Annotated in this window: 17 protein-coding genes; 1 reads left to right on the forward strand and 16 read right to left on the reverse strand. The window is 34.5% G+C overall.

Annotation, left to right across the window (positions count from 1 at the left end; translation table 11 throughout):
• Nucleotides 1–29 precede the first annotated feature (29 nt).
• The 13 genes from pcaF to B4E59_RS07560 all read right to left on the reverse strand — a co-directional run bounded on the left by pcaF (nucleotide 30) and on the right by B4E59_RS07560 (nucleotide 12,642).
• Nucleotides 30–1,235, reverse strand: a complete 1,206-nt coding sequence (gene pcaF, locus B4E59_RS07500) for a 3-oxoadipyl-CoA thiolase (RefSeq protein ID WP_286496259.1) — start codon at nucleotides 1,233–1,235, stop codon at nucleotides 30–32.
• Nucleotides 1,236–1,286: 51 nt separating this feature from the next.
• On the reverse strand, nucleotides 1,287–1,700 hold the full coding sequence (gene paaI, locus B4E59_RS07505) for a hydroxyphenylacetyl-CoA thioesterase PaaI (RefSeq protein ID WP_291052331.1): 414 nt from the start codon (nucleotides 1,698–1,700) through the stop codon (nucleotides 1,287–1,289).
• Between the two features lie 13 nt (nucleotides 1,701–1,713).
• Complete coding sequence (locus B4E59_RS07510; RefSeq protein WP_291047580.1) at nucleotides 1,714–2,871, reverse strand: 3-hydroxyacyl-CoA dehydrogenase NAD-binding domain-containing protein; 1,158 nt, start codon at nucleotides 2,869–2,871, stop codon at nucleotides 1,714–1,716.
• A 3-nt stretch (nucleotides 2,872–2,874) separates the two neighbouring features.
• Nucleotides 2,875–3,660 carry an enoyl-CoA hydratase-related protein gene (locus B4E59_RS07515; RefSeq protein WP_291052334.1) on the reverse strand — a complete coding sequence of 262 codons (786 nt, stop codon included), beginning with the start codon at nucleotides 3,658–3,660 and terminating at the stop codon, nucleotides 2,875–2,877.
• A 6-nt stretch (nucleotides 3,661–3,666) separates the two neighbouring features.
• Entirely contained in the window at nucleotides 3,667–4,155 is a 489-nt protein-coding gene (gene paaD, locus B4E59_RS07520; protein WP_219035122.1) for a 1,2-phenylacetyl-CoA epoxidase subunit PaaD, read from the reverse strand.
• Nucleotides 4,149–4,925, reverse strand: a complete 777-nt coding sequence (paaC, locus tag B4E59_RS07525) for a 1,2-phenylacetyl-CoA epoxidase subunit PaaC (RefSeq protein ID WP_219035123.1) — start codon at nucleotides 4,923–4,925, stop codon at nucleotides 4,149–4,151. The genes paaD and paaC overlap by 7 nt, the downstream gene beginning before the upstream one ends.
• Nucleotides 4,926–4,928: 3 nt before the next feature.
• Nucleotides 4,929–5,216, reverse strand: a complete 288-nt coding sequence (paaB, locus tag B4E59_RS07530; protein WP_038335709.1) for a 1,2-phenylacetyl-CoA epoxidase subunit PaaB — start codon at nucleotides 5,214–5,216, stop codon at nucleotides 4,929–4,931.
• Between the two features lie 4 nt (nucleotides 5,217–5,220).
• Nucleotides 5,221–6,186 carry a 1,2-phenylacetyl-CoA epoxidase subunit PaaA gene (gene paaA / locus B4E59_RS07535; protein WP_038335708.1) on the reverse strand — a complete coding sequence of 322 codons (966 nt, stop codon included), beginning with the start codon at nucleotides 6,184–6,186 and terminating at the stop codon, nucleotides 5,221–5,223.
• Between the two features lie 22 nt (nucleotides 6,187–6,208).
• Nucleotides 6,209–7,291 (reverse strand): 1,2-phenylacetyl-CoA epoxidase subunit PaaE, encoded by a 1,083-nt coding sequence (gene paaE / locus B4E59_RS07540; RefSeq protein WP_291047587.1) that lies wholly within the window; start codon nucleotides 7,289–7,291, stop codon nucleotides 6,209–6,211.
• Between the two features lies 1 nt (nucleotide 7,292).
• Nucleotides 7,293–7,865 carry a TetR/AcrR family transcriptional regulator gene (locus B4E59_RS07545; RefSeq protein WP_038335706.1) on the reverse strand — a complete coding sequence of 191 codons (573 nt, stop codon included), beginning with the start codon at nucleotides 7,863–7,865 and terminating at the stop codon, nucleotides 7,293–7,295.
• Between the two features lie 4 nt (nucleotides 7,866–7,869).
• Entirely contained in the window at nucleotides 7,870–9,207 is a 1,338-nt protein-coding gene (locus B4E59_RS07550) for a phenylacetate--CoA ligase family protein (protein WP_291047588.1), read from the reverse strand.
• Nucleotides 9,208–9,322: 115 nt separating this feature from the next.
• Nucleotides 9,323–11,377, reverse strand: coding sequence for an alpha-ketoacid dehydrogenase subunit alpha/beta (locus B4E59_RS07555; RefSeq protein ID WP_291047590.1), 2,055 nt, complete (start codon nucleotides 11,375–11,377; stop codon nucleotides 9,323–9,325).
• Nucleotides 11,378–11,382: 5 nt separating this feature from the next.
• The gene (locus B4E59_RS07560) at nucleotides 11,383–12,642 is read right to left on the reverse strand and encodes a dihydrolipoamide acetyltransferase family protein (RefSeq protein ID WP_291052336.1); all 1,260 of its coding nucleotides are present in this window, start codon (nucleotides 12,640–12,642) and stop codon (nucleotides 11,383–11,385) included.
• A 165-nt stretch (nucleotides 12,643–12,807) separates the two neighbouring features.
• Between B4E59_RS07560 and B4E59_RS14670 the strand changes: the two genes are divergently transcribed.
• Entirely contained in the window at nucleotides 12,808–12,948 is a 141-nt protein-coding gene (locus B4E59_RS14670) for a PLD nuclease N-terminal domain-containing protein (protein ID WP_407933297.1), read from the forward strand.
• Here B4E59_RS14670 and B4E59_RS07565 read toward each other — a convergent pair.
• The 3 genes from B4E59_RS07565 to B4E59_RS07575 all read right to left on the reverse strand — a co-directional run bounded on the left by B4E59_RS07565 (nucleotide 12,945) and on the right by B4E59_RS07575 (nucleotide 16,373).
• Nucleotides 12,945–13,733 (reverse strand): phosphatase PAP2 family protein, encoded by a 789-nt coding sequence (locus B4E59_RS07565; RefSeq protein ID WP_260509578.1) that lies wholly within the window; start codon nucleotides 13,731–13,733, stop codon nucleotides 12,945–12,947. The two genes, B4E59_RS14670 and B4E59_RS07565, sit on opposite strands and share 4 nt — an antisense overlap.
• Before the next feature lie 144 nt (nucleotides 13,734–13,877).
• Nucleotides 13,878–15,008, reverse strand: coding sequence for a 4-hydroxyphenylpyruvate dioxygenase (gene hppD, locus B4E59_RS07570; protein WP_125350265.1), 1,131 nt, complete (start codon nucleotides 15,006–15,008; stop codon nucleotides 13,878–13,880).
• 207 nt (nucleotides 15,009–15,215) lie between these two features.
• Nucleotides 15,216–16,373, reverse strand: coding sequence for a homogentisate 1,2-dioxygenase (locus tag B4E59_RS07575; RefSeq protein WP_038337326.1), 1,158 nt, complete (start codon nucleotides 16,371–16,373; stop codon nucleotides 15,216–15,218).
• Nucleotides 16,374–16,998 lie beyond the last annotated feature (625 nt).

The raw sequence follows: 16,998 nt of genomic DNA on the forward strand, positions 1-16,998 counted from the left end.
AAACTAACTTCGAATTTCGAATAACTATTTTATGCTCTTTCAATAATTACAGCGTAACCTTGTCCTAAACCGATACACATTGTAACCAATGCATAACGTTTTCCTGTAGCTTGTAATTCGTAAGCCGCAGAATTTAAGATACGCGCTCCTGACATTCCAAGTGGATGTCCTAAAGCGATAGCTCCACCATTTGGATTGATACGAGAATCGTTATCTACTAAACCTAATGCACGCGTACATGCTAAAGATTGCGCTGCAAAAGCTTCATTTAATTCAATTACATCAATATCATTCATTGTTAAACCAGCTTTTTCTAATGCAATTTTAGTTGCATTCACTGGTCCAATTCCCATAATGCGAGGCTCAACACCTGCAACACCAGAAGAAACAATACGTGCCATTGGTGTTAAACCAAAATCTTTAATCGCTTGTTCAGAAGCTAAAATATTCGCTGCCGCACCATCATTAAGCCCAGAAGCATTACCCGCAGTTACCGTTCCATCTGCTTTGAAAGCTGGGCGTAACTTTGATAAAATCTCCATTGTTGTATTATTCTTTGGGAATTCATCTATATCAAAAATAATAGCATCACCTTTACGTTGTGGAATAACAACAGGAACAATCTCTTTCGCTAAACGTCCATTCGCTTGCGCAGCAGCCGTTTTTTGTTGAGACCAAACCGCAAATAAATCTTGATCATCACGCGAAATATTATCACGCTCTGCTAAATTTTCAGCTGTATTACCCATTCCATCAACTCCCCACATTTCTTTCATTTTTGGGTTAATAAAACGCCAACCAAAAGTTGAGTCATAAATTTGTGCATCACCACCAAATGGAGAAGCCGATTTAGAAATTACTAAAGGTGCACGTGTCATCGATTCTGCTCCACCAGAAATCATTAATTGTGCATCACCAACCTGAATTGCTCTCGATGCTGCAATTGCAGCTGATAAGCCAGAAGCACATAAACGATTCACTGTTTCACCTGGAACTGTGTAAGGTAATCCAGATAATAAAGCCGACATACGAGCTATATTACGGTTATCCTCTCCTGCTTGATTTGCATTCCCTAAAATTACATCGTAGAATGCAGCAGGATCAATTGATGGATTTCTTTTTAATAATTCGGCGATTACCATTGCCCCCATATCATCTGGACGAACAGCAGATAATCCACCTTTTAATTTACCAATTGGAGTTCTAACTCCATCTATAATATATGTTTGGTTCATTGTTTTAAAGCTTTATGCCTAAAACTTTATGCTTTAGGCAATTTATAAAATTTATTCTTCAATTAAAGGTTTACCTGTTCTAAAGCAAGTTCCTTTAAATAAAGCAATTAATTCGTTGTTTTGATTTGTAACTTTGATATCGTAAATACCTGTTTTTTTCGTTGTCGAAACTTCTTGAGATTCAATGGTAAAAACATCTCCATTGCGTCCAGCTTTCGTAAATGAAATATGAACATCTAAAGCAACTGAGATATTATTGTACATATTGCACGAAAAAGCAAATGCAGAATCTGCCATCGCAAACGTAACGCCTCCGTGAACAGACCCCACTCCGTTCATCATTTCTGGACGAATTGCTGCTTGTAATTTTGCATATCCTTCTCTTACTTCAATTACTTCTAAACCTAACCATTCACTAAATTTATCGTGGTCAAGCATTGCATTTAATAACTTTTGTGATTCCATGTTTTGATATTTTTTAGTAGAATGTTTTGTTCTCTTTGACGAAATTTCTAATAATTGGACTTAAACGGTAACGGTCTTCGTGGTAATAATTGTACAATTCATCTAAATCGTTTTGTACATTTTCAAGACCATATTCATCCGCCCATTTCAATAGTCCTTTAGGGTAATTAACCCCTTTTGTCATCGCTGTATCTAAATCCTCACGGTTTGCAATGTTTAAAAATAAAGCATCAGCTGCTTCATTGATTAACATCACTAAAACGCGTTTGTAGATTTTTTCTAATAATGCTTGATCTTGAGATGGTGCTTTTTTCTCCACTCCTTCTGCATAATTGTAAAATCCACGACCAGATTTACGACCGTAAAATCCAGCTTCGAATAAACGTTTTTGAGAAAAAGATGGTTTAAATCTTGGATCATAAAAGAATGATTCGAAAACCGATTCGGTTACACGATAATTCACATCATGACCAATAAAATCCATTAATTCGAAGGGTCCCATACGGAAACCTCCAACAGAAGTCATCGCAAAGTCTATTGTTTCTGCATCTGCAACTCCTTCTTCTAATAAACGAATTGATTCGCTGTAGAATGGACGAGCCACACGATTTACTATAAATCCAGGAGTATCTTTTGTGATGACTGGTAATTTACCAACAGATTGAATCAATGCTTTTACTTCGTCTGCTAATCCTTCGCGTGTTTGTACGGCTGGAATAATTTCTACCAAAGCCATTAATGGTGCAGGGTTGAAAAAGTGGATTCCAATTACACGTTCTGGTTTAGAACAAGCAGATGCAATTGATGCGATTGATAATGAAGAAGTGTTTGACGCTAAAATACATTCGTCAGAAACGATTTCTTCCACTTGTTTGAAAACTGATTTTTTAATATCTAAGTTTTCAATAATTGCTTCAATCATCAAATCGATGGATGCAAAAGCACTTAAACTATCTGCATATTCGATATTGTTTTGAATTTCTTGTGCTTTTTCAGCAGTATATTTTTCTTTCGCCACTAACTTCTCGAAAGTCTTCGCTAAGTTTTGTTTTGAACGATCTAAAGCTTCTTTATTTGTGTCATATAAAACAACTGGATGACCATATTGAGCAAAAACTTGCGCAATTCCAGACCCCATTGCTCCACCACCAATAATTCCTATTTTTTTCATTTCTTACTCGCCTTTAAAAACAGGATTTCTTTTCTCGATAAATGCGTCTATACCTTCTTGATAATCTGATGTATTCCCTGATTTAGCTTGAAATAATCCTTCTTGAATTAATTGTTCTTCGATTGAATTATTAAATGTTTGATTCAATAATTTCTTTGTATAAGCCAAACCTTTTGTTGGAAGATTGGCTAATTTATCAGCAATCTTTGCAACTTCAGCATCGAAAATATCGTCAGCAAAAAACTCATAAATCATTCCGATTTCTTTTGCTTGAGCCGCCGAAACTTTATCTGCAAGCATCATTAAAGCAGTTGCTTTTTGAAGTCCAATTAAACGAGGTAAGAAATAAGTTCCTCCACAATCTGGGATTAAACCAATTTTAGAAAAAGCTTGAATGAAATTTGTCGATTCTTTCGCAACAACAATGTCACAAGCCAAAGCTAAATTTGCTCCCGCACCGGCAGCAACACCGTTTACAGCAGCAACAACTGGTTTGTCCATGTTTCTAATTTTAAGAACCAATGGATTGTAATTTTCTTGAACGATTTTATTGAAGTCGATTTCTTTTTCTTCTAAAACTTCTCCTAAATCTTGACCAGCGCAGAATGCTTTTCCCGTTCCAGTTAAAACCACTGCACGAACAGAAACATCTTGAGCTGCAACATCCAAGTGATGTTGAAGAGATTTAATCATTTCCTGATTAAAACTGTTAAAAACAGAAGGACGATTCAACGTAATCGTAGCAATTCCTCCCTCTTGTGTGTATAGGATTGATGTTGAATTTTCCATAATTTTTTAATGATGACATTTGAAATAATCAAATGGTTCGTGGCAACTATTGCATTGATACATAGCTTTACAGGCCGTAGAACCAAATTGACTGATAAGTCTGGTATCTGTAGAGCCACATTGTGGACATTCTACATTTTGTTCGTCTGAAAAGAGCTCATCGCTCGAAGGATTTTTAGTTGGAGGCGCAATTCCATAAGCCTTCATTTTTTGCTTTCCTTCTTCTGTCATCCAATCAGTTGACCACGAAGGGCTCAACTGATTAATGACATTGATATTTTTGAATCCTTTTTCGATTAATTTTAAACGAACAGAAATTGAAATTGCACTCATAGCAGGACATCCCGAATACGTAGGCGTAATTGTAACGTTGACACTTTCTTGGTCAATTAATTCAATTTTACGCACAACACCAAGATCAATTACACTAATCACAGGAATTTCTGGATCAGCGACTTCCTCCATGTATTGCCAAATTTCTTTTTCGGTTACCATTGCGAATCTGGATAAGTTCTTTGTAAATATTGTAAATCTGTTAAGATAAATCCTAAATGCTCTGTATGAACACCTTCTTTACCTCCTTTTTGTACAAAAGCATTTTCTACATCAGCTTCGATTGTCGCTTCGTCTAAAATTACTTTTACATTTGTTAACCAAGTCGCTTGGAATTCTTCTGGACTTGAAATTAATCCTTCTTCAACTAAAGCTTTTTGGTAAGGCGCTAATAAAAACGCTTCTTTTACATAAGGTAAAATATTATTTACAGCTTCCTGAATTTTATCGTGAGATTCTTGTGTTCCATCCCCTAAACGAATCATCCATTCTGATGACCATTTTAAGTGATATTTTACTTCTTTTAATGATTTTTCAGCGATAGCTTGTAATTTAAGATCTTTTACTTTCAAGAATTGTTCTAGCAATAACGCGTGGTAAGAATCATAAAAGAATTGACGTGCAACTGTATCACCGAAATGTCCGTTTGGTAACTCAACTAACAATAAGTTTTTGTATTCACGCTCTTCGCGTAACATTGCTAACGTATCTTCTGTTGCTCCATTTCCGATCATTTCAGCCGCATAGTCATAATAATTAGATGTTTGACCTAATAAATCTAACGCCATATTAGACATTGCGATGTCTTGTTCTAAAATTGGACCATGACCACACCATTCGCATAAACGTTGTGCCAAAATTAGATTTGTATCTGCTAAATGTAAGATAAAATCGATGTAATTTTGATTGTTTTGATAAACTGTACTTGTCATAAATTACATGTTTTTAATTTCTTCTGGTACATCATAAAAAGTTGGATGACGGTAAACTTTGTCTTCTGCAGGATCAAAAAATTGTTCTGCTTCATCAGGATTAGAAGCATGAATATTAGCAGATTCTACCACCCAAATACTTACACCTTCTAAACGACGCGTATATACATCACGTGCATTTTCTAGTGCCATTGTAGCATCAGCAGCATGTAAGCTCCCAACGTGTTTGTGGTCTAACCCTTGTTTACTTCTAATGAATACTTCCCATAAAGGCCAATCTCTATTTTCCATCTTTTTATGCGTTTTTGCGTTGTTCTTTTTCTAATTCTCTTTGTTTTCTTTTTTCGTGGTAAGCTGTTGCAGCATCACGAACCCAAGCTCCTTCGTTGTGAGCATTACGGCGAGCATCCAAACGTTGTTTGTTACATTTACCGTTTCCTTTCACAACATTCCAGAATTCTTCCCAATCAATTTCTCCGAATTCGTAGTGACCTGTTTCTTCATTGAATTTTAGATCTGGATCTGGAATAGTTAATCCTAAATATTCGGCTTGAGGAATAGAAATATCCACGAAACGTTGACGTAATTCGTCATTCGAAAAACGTTTGATTCTCCATTTCATTGATAATTCTGAGTTTGATGATTCTTCATCTTTTGGTCCAAACATCATTAATGTAGGCCACCACCAACGATTCATTGCATCTTGCAACATCGCTTTTTGTTCTGGTGTTCCTTTTGATAATACCACTAATGCTTCGTAACCTTGTCTTTGGTGGAAAGATTCTTCTTTACAAACACGTACCATTGCGCGAGCATAAGGTCCGTAAGATGTACGACATAATGGAACTTGATTCAGAATCGCAGCTCCATCTACCAACCAACCAATCATTCCGATATCTGCCCAAGTAAGGGTTGGATAATTGAAGATTGATGAATATTTAGCTTTACCTGAATGTAAATCATTTAATGTTTGAATACGGGAAACACCTAATGTTTCAGCAGCACAATATAAGTATAATCCGTGACCAGCTTCGTCTTGAACTTTCGCTAATAAGATTTTCTTTCTATTTAATGAAGGCGCTCTTGTAATCCAGTTTGCTTCTGGTAACATCCCAACAATTTCTGAGTGAGCATGTTGAGAGATTTGTCTGATTAATGTTTTACGGTATGCGTCTGGCATCCAGTCTTTTGGTTCGATACGAACTTCATTTTCAATCTTATTATCGAAGATTTCTTGAAAATCAATTTCTTTTGCACTCATTTCTAAACGTTTTTAAAGTTGATTATTTGGCATCAAAATCTACCACGACTTCTGCAGAACGAGGGTGCGCTTGACACGCTAATACAAATCCTCTTTCTAATTCATCTGGCTCAAGTGAGTAGTTGATGTCCATTTCTACCTCACCCTTCTCTACTTTACACTTACAAGTTGCGCAAACACCACCTTTACAAGCATAAGGTAAATCAGCTCCGTTTTGTAAAGCCGCATCTAAGATTGTGTCGCCATTGTAACCCAAATCAATCTGTAAAGCTGTTGCATCTAATTTAATGGTAACTTTACTCATTGTATCGTTTGATTGTTTTACAGCTTTTTGACGCTCTACCTTTTTCGCTTCTGCAGATGCACTATAGAATAATTCGAAATGTAAATGTTTTACATCAACTCCTGCTTCTACAAAAGCGTCACGACCGCTTAAAATCATTTCTTCTGGTCCACAAAGGAAAACTTCGCTTACTTCTTTTGGATCGATGATATTTTGCAAGAAATATTCAATTTTTGATTTATCAATACGACCACTCAAAATCTCAGCATCAGCCGTTTCACGACTCAAGATATTGTAAACGCTAATGCGTTCCATGTATCTATTTTTTAATGCTTCGATTTCTTCTTTAAAAATAATCGAACTTTTGTTTCTGTTTCCATATAACAGCACAAATTGACTGTTAGGTTCTGTTTGTAGAACTGTTTTGATAATCGAAAGTACTGGTGTAATTCCAGATCCCGCCACAATTCCTACATATAACTTTTTGTTGTCTTCGTGTACTTCTGTAAAGAAATTTCCTTGTGGAGTCATTACATCAAGAACATCGCCAACTTTGATTGTATCGTTAACAAATGTCGAGAAAATTCCATCCTCAATTTTCTTTACAGCAACTCTTAATTCATTATCCAAAGGACTTGAACAAATTGAGTAAGAACGTCTAATTTCTTCGTTATTGTGAAAATTCTTAAACGTTAAATATTGACCATGTTTGAATTTGAATTCTTGGTTTAATTCTTCTGGCACTTCAAATGTAACGGATACACAATCTGGTGTTTCCTTTTTTACATTTTTAACGCGTAATTGGTGAAAATTTATAGCCATATTATTTTTGAAATCCGTTAATTAATAGTGTCATTAAGTCATTTTCTAACTGCTCTGGTGAGATATCTCGTCCAGGTTTGTACCACAATTCTATCCAACGTAATGATGATAATAAAGTAAATAAAGCAACCGAAACATTCAAATCTTTAAATTCACCTGCTGCAATTCCTGCTTTGATAAGATTGGCGATTCTTTTTTCGTATCCTTTTCGAATTGTTTTATACAAATCCTTTTTCGTATCCGAAAGATTTTTCCAATCATTATTTGCAACAGAAACTTCGTTTGGCTCATCAATAATCATTCTGACATGCAATTGAATTAAATCTCTCAATTTCTGAACATTTGATTCGTTTGTATCTTCGATCGAGCTAATGTGAGAAACATATTGATTAGCAACTTTAAAACAAATCTCTTCTAAAATTTCGTCTTTCGAACGAATATGATTGTATAAACTTGCGGCTTCCATTCCAACCTTTTCAGCCAGTTCACGCATTGATGTTGCCGAATAACCTTTTTGTTTAAAGATTAAGGCAGCTTCTTGAATAATCAGTTCTTTTTTACTTTGTTTAGGCATATATTTATAAATGTCTGTTATCGATGATTCGGTTTAATTTTCCTCCTTCACTTTTCGGAAGTTCATCAACTTGATACAATTTAACATTCATTCCTAATCCAATATTGTCTCTAATTTTTTTGTGAATATTAGAGATTAATTTGCAACATGCATGATTAGATTCGTCGTTCAAATTATCACAAGTGAAACCTTGGCTTGCAAAATAGTCAGGATTAATTTCAAATCCAACTTCTACAGCATCCATATTTTTAGGTTTTGTTAAAACTACTTGATAATTTGGTGATAATTCTGGGAATTCTGGAATAAAATCAGCGATTTGTGTGTGAAAGAAATTTACACCTCTAATAATCATCATATCATCTGCACGACCAATAATTGGTCCCATTTTGATATGTGTTCTTTTCTTAGAATGTTCGTACGTAAGGGTTGTGATATCTCCCGTCCAATAACGCACCAATGGTAAAGCTTCTTTTGTTAACGTTGTAATCACTAAAACTCCAGGTTGTCCGTAAGGCACAGGTTCACCTGTTTTCTCGTCTACAATTTCTGGAAAGAAATGATCTTCCCAAATGTAAGATCCTGATCCTTGCTCTTCATAATCTTCATTAGATACACCAGGTCCGATAATTTCGCTCAATCCATAAATATTAGACGCTTTGATATTCAAACTTCCTTCTACTTCTTGACGTAACGCTTCTGACCATGGTTCTGATCCCAAAATCGCAAACTTAAGATTTAAGCTTTCTAACGATTCTCCTCTTTTTTTGATTTCCTCAGCTACTGTTAATGCATACGATGGTGTTGCACAAATCGCATCAGCCTGAAAATCTTTCAACAACATGATTTGTTTTTCAGTATTTCCACCAGAAATAGGAATAACTGTCATTCCTAATTTTTCTGCTCCATAATGTAATCCCAAACCTCCAGTAAACAAACCATAACCATAGGCATTTTGTAATGTCATTCCTGGTTCGCATCCAGAAGCTGCTAAAGAACGTGCTACTACTTCTGAAAATAATTCGATGTCGTTTTTGGTATAACCTACAACAGTTGGTTTTCCTGTTGTGCCGCTTGAACAATGTAAACGGATTACGTTGCTCTTTGGTTCTGCAAATAATCCGAACGGATAGTTCTCTCTTAAATGTGTTTTTTTGGTAAAAGGTAATTTGTGTAGATCTTCAACACCTTTGATGTCTTCTGGTTTTATTCCAGCTGCATCAAATGCTTCTTTGTAAAAAGGTACATTGTTATACACTTTTTGCAACATGTTTTGAAGTCTTTCGTTTTGAAGAACGCGCAATTTTTCAATTGGCATTTGTTCTATCTCGGGATTAAATATCATAATTTTTGCAGATTTTGATTTTTGATAATAACAAATTTAATCAAAAAAACTAAAAAAACTAACAAACGTTAGTTTTTTTAGTGTAAAAAATACAATTCATACTAATTATTGTCTTTTAATAAGATAAAACATCATTAATCAATGTTTTTAATTTTTCAGCATTAGGTAACATCTCTGCTTCTAAAGTCGAATTTAATGGAATTGCTGGCATATCTTGCGCTCCTAACACACGAATTGGTGCATCTAAGTACTCAAAACACTCTTCATTAATTAAGCCTGAAATACTCTGTGCAAAAGAGTTTTGCTTCGCTTCTTCTGTCAAAACAATACAACGATTGTGTTTTTTTACACTATTAAAGATTGTTTCTTCATCTAACGGAACTAAAGTTCTTAAATCGATAATTTCGACTTGATTAGGAAAATCCTTTGCCGCTTGTTTTGCCCAATACACTCCCATTCCGTATGTAATAATCGAAACAGAATTATGATTTTGAGAAGATTCAGCCGTTAAAACTTCACGTGCTTTACCAAAAGGCAATACATAATCTTCGTCCGGCTCAACTGTCGCAGCATCTTCTGTTCCTTTTATTTTACTCCAATACAACCCTTTGTGCTCTAGCATTACCACAGGATTCGGATCGTAATATGCTGCTTTCATCAAACCTTTCAAATCCGCTCCAGTAGATGGATACGCAATTTTAATTCCTTTAATATTCGTCAAAACACTTTCAACTGAACTTGAATGATAAGGTCCTCCGCTTCCATACGCACCAATTGGTACACGTAAAATCATCGAAACTGGCCATTTACCGTTTGATAAATAATTAGAACGCGCCACTTCTGTAAACAATTGATTCAATCCTGGCCAAATATAATCTGCAAATTGCACCTCAACAATTGGTTTTAAGCCAACTGCAGACATTCCAACCGTAGATCCGATTATAAACGCTTCTTGAATTGGTGTATTAAATACACGATTTTTACCATATTGTTTTGCTAAAGTTGCCGCTTCACGAAAAACTCCACCTAAACGCAATCCTACATCTTGTCCATATAATAAAGCTTCTGGATGTTTTGCCATTAATTCACGAATCGCAAATAATGCAGAATCTACCATTACTGTTTTATCTTTTCCTTCTGGAGAACGATTTCCTTTTTCTTCGTTAATCGGTGTTGATGCAAAAACATGCGTATATAAATCTTCAGAACGTGGATCTTCTGCTTTTAATGCTTCTTGATATTCTGCCTGAACTTGTTCTTTTATCTTATTCTCAATTTCGATTAAATCATTTTCATCGAAACCTTCATTTAATAAAGTATATTTTAATTTATCGTAAGGATCACGAGATTGTGCTTCCTCTAAATCATCTCTGTACCATTCTTTGCGAACGCCAGATGTATGATGATTCAATAAAGGAACTTTTGCATGAACCAAAATCGGACGACGTTCTGTACGAATAATTTCAATTGCACGTTGAATCGTTTCATAAGAAGCTAAAAAATCCGTTCCATCAACCACAAAAACTTCCAAACCATTGAAACCTTTTGCATAATGAGCGATATCTTGTGCACGAATTTCATCTGCCGAAGCCGAAATATCCCATTCATTATCTTGAACCAAATATAAAATTGGTAATTGTTTCAACGCTGCCATTTGGAAAGCTTCTGCCACCTCGCCTTCCGTACAAGACGCATCTCCTAACGAACAAACTGCAATTGGTTTTACTTCTTCATCACAAAGACCTTCTAACTCTTTGTATTGCATTCCCATCGCAATTCCTGTTGTTGGAATCGCTTGCATTCCTGTTGCACTACTTTGATGCGGAATTTTCGGCATATTATCACGGCGCAAACTTGGATGAGAATAATAGGTTCTTCCTCCAGAAAAAATATCGTCGCGTTTTGCCAATAATTGCAACATCAATTCGTAAGGAGTAATTCCGATTGATAGTAACATTGCATCGTCTCGGTAATATGCGCTTAAATAATCTTGTGGTAATAATTGTAATCCTGTTGCAATTTGAATTGCTTCGTGTCCACGCGCTGTTGCATGTACATATTTGCTTGTTACAGCTTTATTTTCTTCGTATAATTCGGTTAAAGATTTTGCAGTAACCAATAATTCGTATGCTTGTTTAAGTAATGTTGTTGTTGATAATGTGGTTTCCATTCTGATTAAATTTGCGTGTTAACATCCCAATTCTCCATGTAATCTGAAATTCGTTTCAAGAAAACGCCTCCCAAAGATCCGTCTATCACACGATGATCAAACGAAAGTGACAAATACATAAATTGTCTCGCCACAATAATATCTCCGAATTCAGTTTCCAAAACCGCAGGTTTTTTCTTGATCACGCCAGTCGCTAAAATTGCCACTTCAGGTTGATTGATAATTGGCGTTCCCATCAAATTACCAAAAGTCCCCACATTACTTATTGTGAACGTCCCTCCACGAACATCATCTGGCGAAAGTTTATTATTTCTTGCTTTATCTACAATTGAATTTACACCTTTTGCTAAACCTTCTAAATTTAATTCATTGGCTTGATGAATGACAGGAACAATTAAATTATTACTTGGTAAAGCAGTTGCAATTCCAATATTTATCTCATTGTGTTTGATTATTTTAGTCTCAGTTTCATCAACTGATACATTAATCAATGGAAAATCTTTAATTGCACGAACAACACAATCTACAATTAACGGTGTAAATGTCAATTTTTGTTTGTATTTAGCTTCAAAAGCAGCTTTATTTTCTTCTCGCCATTTTACAAAATTCGTAACATCAGGTTCTACATAAGCCGTCACATGAGGCGAAGTTTGTTTGCTCTTTTTCATGTGTTTTGAAATCAATTGACGCATTTTATCCATCTCAATGATTTCATCTTTCGCTCCATAAGAAGAACTTGAAACTATATTATTTTTATTTAAAGTATTACTTGAATTATTAGTTGTAAATGATTTATTTTGAATATAATTTAATACATCATTTTTCGAAATTCTTCCATCACGACCAGAACCTTTTATTTGTGAAATATCTGTTGATTGAAGATTTTCTTTTTGGATAATACTTTTTACCAAAGGTGATAAAAAATGATTTGTATCGATTGAATTTATAACTTGCGAAGTTGTAACAGTTTCAATCTTTTTTTCTTCAACATTTTCAGTTTTTTGAGCTGATTGTTGTTGAGTTTCTGAAGGCTCAATTAAAGCGAAAACTTCTCCTATTTTTATTTCATCTCCTTCATTAAATCTAAACTCAATAATTTTTCCAGCAGTTGTAGAAGGCACATCAGAATCTACTTTATCCGTCGAAACTTCGGCAATTACTTCATCTTCTTGAATGAAATCGCCAACGTTTTTTGTAAAACGAACCAATTGTACAGACTCTACACTTTCTCCCAATTTTGGAATCGTTAGTTCTATATTCTTCATTTTATTTGTTTGCAGTTTTGAGCGTTGAAGATAATGATTTTTTATAAAAACTAATGAATGTTAGTTGAAATATTCATTAGTTTTACGCAAATTAATTAAACAATGGAAGATATTTTTGTTGGGATATGGTTTCTTTTTGTATTAACAATGACCTTTTTACCTATAATGTGTTTAATACATGTTATTACACATCAATTTAGAAATTTAAAAACAAAATTTCTATGGATTTTTGTTGTAGTATTAATTCCATACTTAGGTCCTATTTTATATTATTTAAAAGGTCGAAATATGGTTATAAATAACTAAAACCTCATCACCAAACCAACTCCCGCTTGATTATTTTGATAAACAGGAAAAAACATTGTCGCCACTTTTGATTCTTTATTTTTTGGAGAAAACCAATTGTTAATCGTAGGAAATAACCAATACGCCAATTCCGTAGATAAAATCCCTATTCCCGCTCCAGCAACAACATCTCCAACCCAATGGCGATTATTGATAACACGATAAACACCTGTAAAAGCTGCCAAAGGATATCCAGCCAAACTCAACCAAAAATTAGAATCTTGATATTCTCGAAACATAAATTGAGCCGTAGAAAATGCATTCGCCGTATGTCCAGAAGGAAAAGAAAGATTGTTTGTACCATCGGGTCTTTCTTCTTGTACAGTGTGTTTTAGCCCCATCACCAAACCTGTATTGATGATTTGAGATGTTGCAAAAATAATTGTACGATCTCGTAAATTATGTTTCCCTTGAACGCCAGCCAAATTCAATCCATAAACCGCTGCTGCAGGTAAATATTGTGTATAATTATCAAATTTATTTCCTTTTGTTTTATCTTCTAAAATTTCGTTTTGAGTAGATTTATTCAAATTATCCAATGCTGGAATTGCCAAACTCAGACTTCCATATGTAATTAAAGTCGCAGGAATAATCAACTTTTTGGCGTTGAAATGATAAACTTTATCTTCTGGATTAAATATTTGCTTTGGAATAGAATCAAGTTGAATTGAATCGGTTTTAGTTTGCTGAATTGTATCTTGTGCATTCCCTTTTATAGAAAATATTGAAAGTAATACACAATTCATGACTATCGTTTTTGTTTTAATTTGGTTCATTTTCACATTCATTTTATTGAACAAATGTATTTGAAACCTCCTTACACAAAACTTAAGATTTGATTAAGAAAAAAGCCATTAGAAATAATCCAATGGCTTTTAAAAAATATCTATTTATAAATTTCCTCGACGCTCTTGCTCTCTTTCTAAAGCTTCAAACAATGCTTTGAAATTACCTGCTCCAAACGATTGCGCTCCATGACGCTCGATAATTTCGTAGAATAATGTTGGACGATCTTCGACTGGTTTCGTAAAAATTTGTAACAAATAACCTTCTTCATCACAATCAACCAAAATTCCTAAATCTTGTAACTTCTTAATATCCTCATCAATTTCACCAACGCGCTCTGGAATCATATCGTAATAAGCCTCTGGTGGCGCTGATAAAAACTCAACTCCACGAGATTTAAGTTCTGTCACAGTTTTTACAATATCCTTAGTTGCAACTGCAATATGTTGTACACCTTCACCTTCATAAAAATCTAAATATTCTTCGACTTGAGATTTCTTTTGACCTTCTGCAGGCTCATTAATAGGGAATTTTGAATAACCATTTCCGTTACTCATCACTTTCGACATTAATGCTGAATACTCTGTATTGATTTGTTTATCATCAAACGATAAAATATTTACAAATCCCATGACATCTTGGTACCAAGCAACCGCTTCGTTCATACGATTCCAACCCACATTACCAACGCAATGATCCACATACAATAAACCACAATCTGTTGGTTGATATGTTGATTCAGACTTCACATAGCCTGGCATAAAAGGACCTTCATAATTTTTACGCTCAATAAACATATGAATCGTTTCACCATATGTATAAATTCCAGACATTTTTACTTCACCAAACTCATCTGTAATCGTAGTTGGCTCCATATAAGGCTTTCCTCCACGTTTCGTTGTTTGCTCAAAAGCATCATACGCATCATCCACCCAAAGTGCTAAAATTTTAACTCCATCACCATGTTTCATTGCATGTTGACAAATTGGAGAATCAGATTTTAAGCCAGATGTTAAAACTAAACGAATTTTCCCTTGTTGTAAAACATAAGAAGCTCTATCTCTCACTCCAGTTTCTGGGCCAGCATATGCAACTTCTTGAAATCCGAAAGCTGTTTTGTAATAATGTGCAGATTGTTTTGCATTACCAACATAAAACTCGATATAATCTGTTCCATTGATTGGAAGAAAATCTTGTGCTAATGCTATTTTTTCTGCAAATGTTTGTGTACTCATTTTTATTGTGTTTTTATTTTTATGTATTATCTAAAAAGTATTAAATTTTTACAGTTATTGATAACTTTGGGGGAGATTCCTCCTAACGTCGGAATGACATCATGTCAAGCTGAATTTATTTCAGCTTCTCTTCAAATTAACTTATGATATATTGAAACAAGTTCACGATGACAAATCGCGCAACTCATAACTCATAGCTCATAACTTTTAATAAAGCCAAGATTTATAATAATCTGGATCTTCAATTTCTAACGCTTGTTCAGTTAACATCAATGGTCTGAAAGGATCAATCATTACGGCTAATTCATGTGTTTCTTTCGCTCCAATCGATTTTTCAACTGTACCAGGATGTGGACCATGCGGAATTCCTGCTGGATGTAATGTAATTTGTCCTTTCTCAACCGATTTTCTCGACATAAAATCTCCATCCACATAATATAAAATCTCATCAGAATCTACATTACTATGGTTATAAGGAGCTGGAATCGCATTTGGATGATAATCGAAAAGACGTGGAACAAAACTACAAATCACAAAACCTGCTCCTTCGAAAGTCTGATGAACAGGTGGTGGCTGATGGATACGCCCTGTAATTGGCTCGAAATTATGAATAGAAAAAGCCCATGGATAATGATAACCATCCCAACCTACAAAATCGAAAGGATGAGTTCCATAAACGTAAGGATAAATTAATCCTTCTTTTTTGATCATAATCTTGAAATCTCCGTGTTCATCATTTGTTTCAAGATTTTGAGGACGTTTAATATCACGCTCGCAAAAAGGCGAATGTTCCATTAACTGTCCAAAATGATTGCGATAACGACGAGGTGTTTCAACTGGGCTAAATGATTCTGTAATAAACAATCGGTTATTAGAATCATTAAAATGAAGTTGATAAATAATTCCACGTGGAATCACTAAATAATCTCCATATTCAAATTCAATTTGTCCATAACCAGTTTTTAAAACTCCAGAACCTTCGTGTATAAAAATTACTTCATCCGCCATCGAATTTTTGTAGAAATAATCAGTCATCGATTCTTGTGGCGCAGCCAATGAAATATGCAAATCATTGTTAACCAAAACTGGTACACGAGATTCTAAATAATCTTTGGTAGGTTTTACTTTAAAACCTTTTAAAGAGGTATGTTTTAAATGTTTTGCGCGGGCAATTTTTGGCTCTACCGAATAAGGTTCGCTAATCGCTTTTACCAAAGTTGGTGGATAACAGTGGTAAACATTGGAATACGTACTCGAAAATCCATGCGTAGAAACTAATTCTTCTGCATATAATTCTCCATTTGGTTTTCGGAATACCGTATGTCGCTTTTGTGGGAATTCTCCCAAATGATGATAAAGTGGCATATCGTATTTTGTTTGTTATTTTGATGAAAAGGGATATAGATGACGAAATTCGTCAACAAATAATCTGCAATATTCTAGTGTGAATATTGAGCAAATACAATTTTGGAAAGTAAAGCAGAAGTTTGCTTATTCATTCCAACAAATAAAGGTTTAATATTTTCTTTAATTGTTTGCATTTCTTTTCTGTGGTTATCTCAAAGATAGAAACATTTTTTGATTGTACAAAATACCTTACTAAAAAATGCTTTACAACAATTATTTTCAATATCTTTAAAAAACTACATATAACCCGTAGTGCATTATTGAACTAGATTAATTTTGAGATTATTTATGTTTCTTTATTGAAATACTGAATGGTTGTTAATACCGTTATTCTAGCTAAAATTCGCTGTTATATGAAAACGTATTACGTCAAGCGTAGAACGTAGCAAAAACCTATGCTTCTATTGTGGTTAGAAAAGATTATATATTCATTTTGGCTTGATCCAAAGCGAACCAAAAAAATCAAGTCCGTGCCTACAAGTCGGTCAATAACGACTACTCACTAAATGCTTTAGAACATTCGCATAAGAAATGCGAACATAAATCATTGTTAACGCTCACTACGCCGAATTGACGCTCGACT

Source organism: Empedobacter sp. UBA2044, from assembly GCF_002333005.1.
Taxonomy (GTDB): Bacteria; Bacteroidota; Bacteroidia; order Flavobacteriales; family Weeksellaceae; genus Empedobacter; species Empedobacter falsenii_B.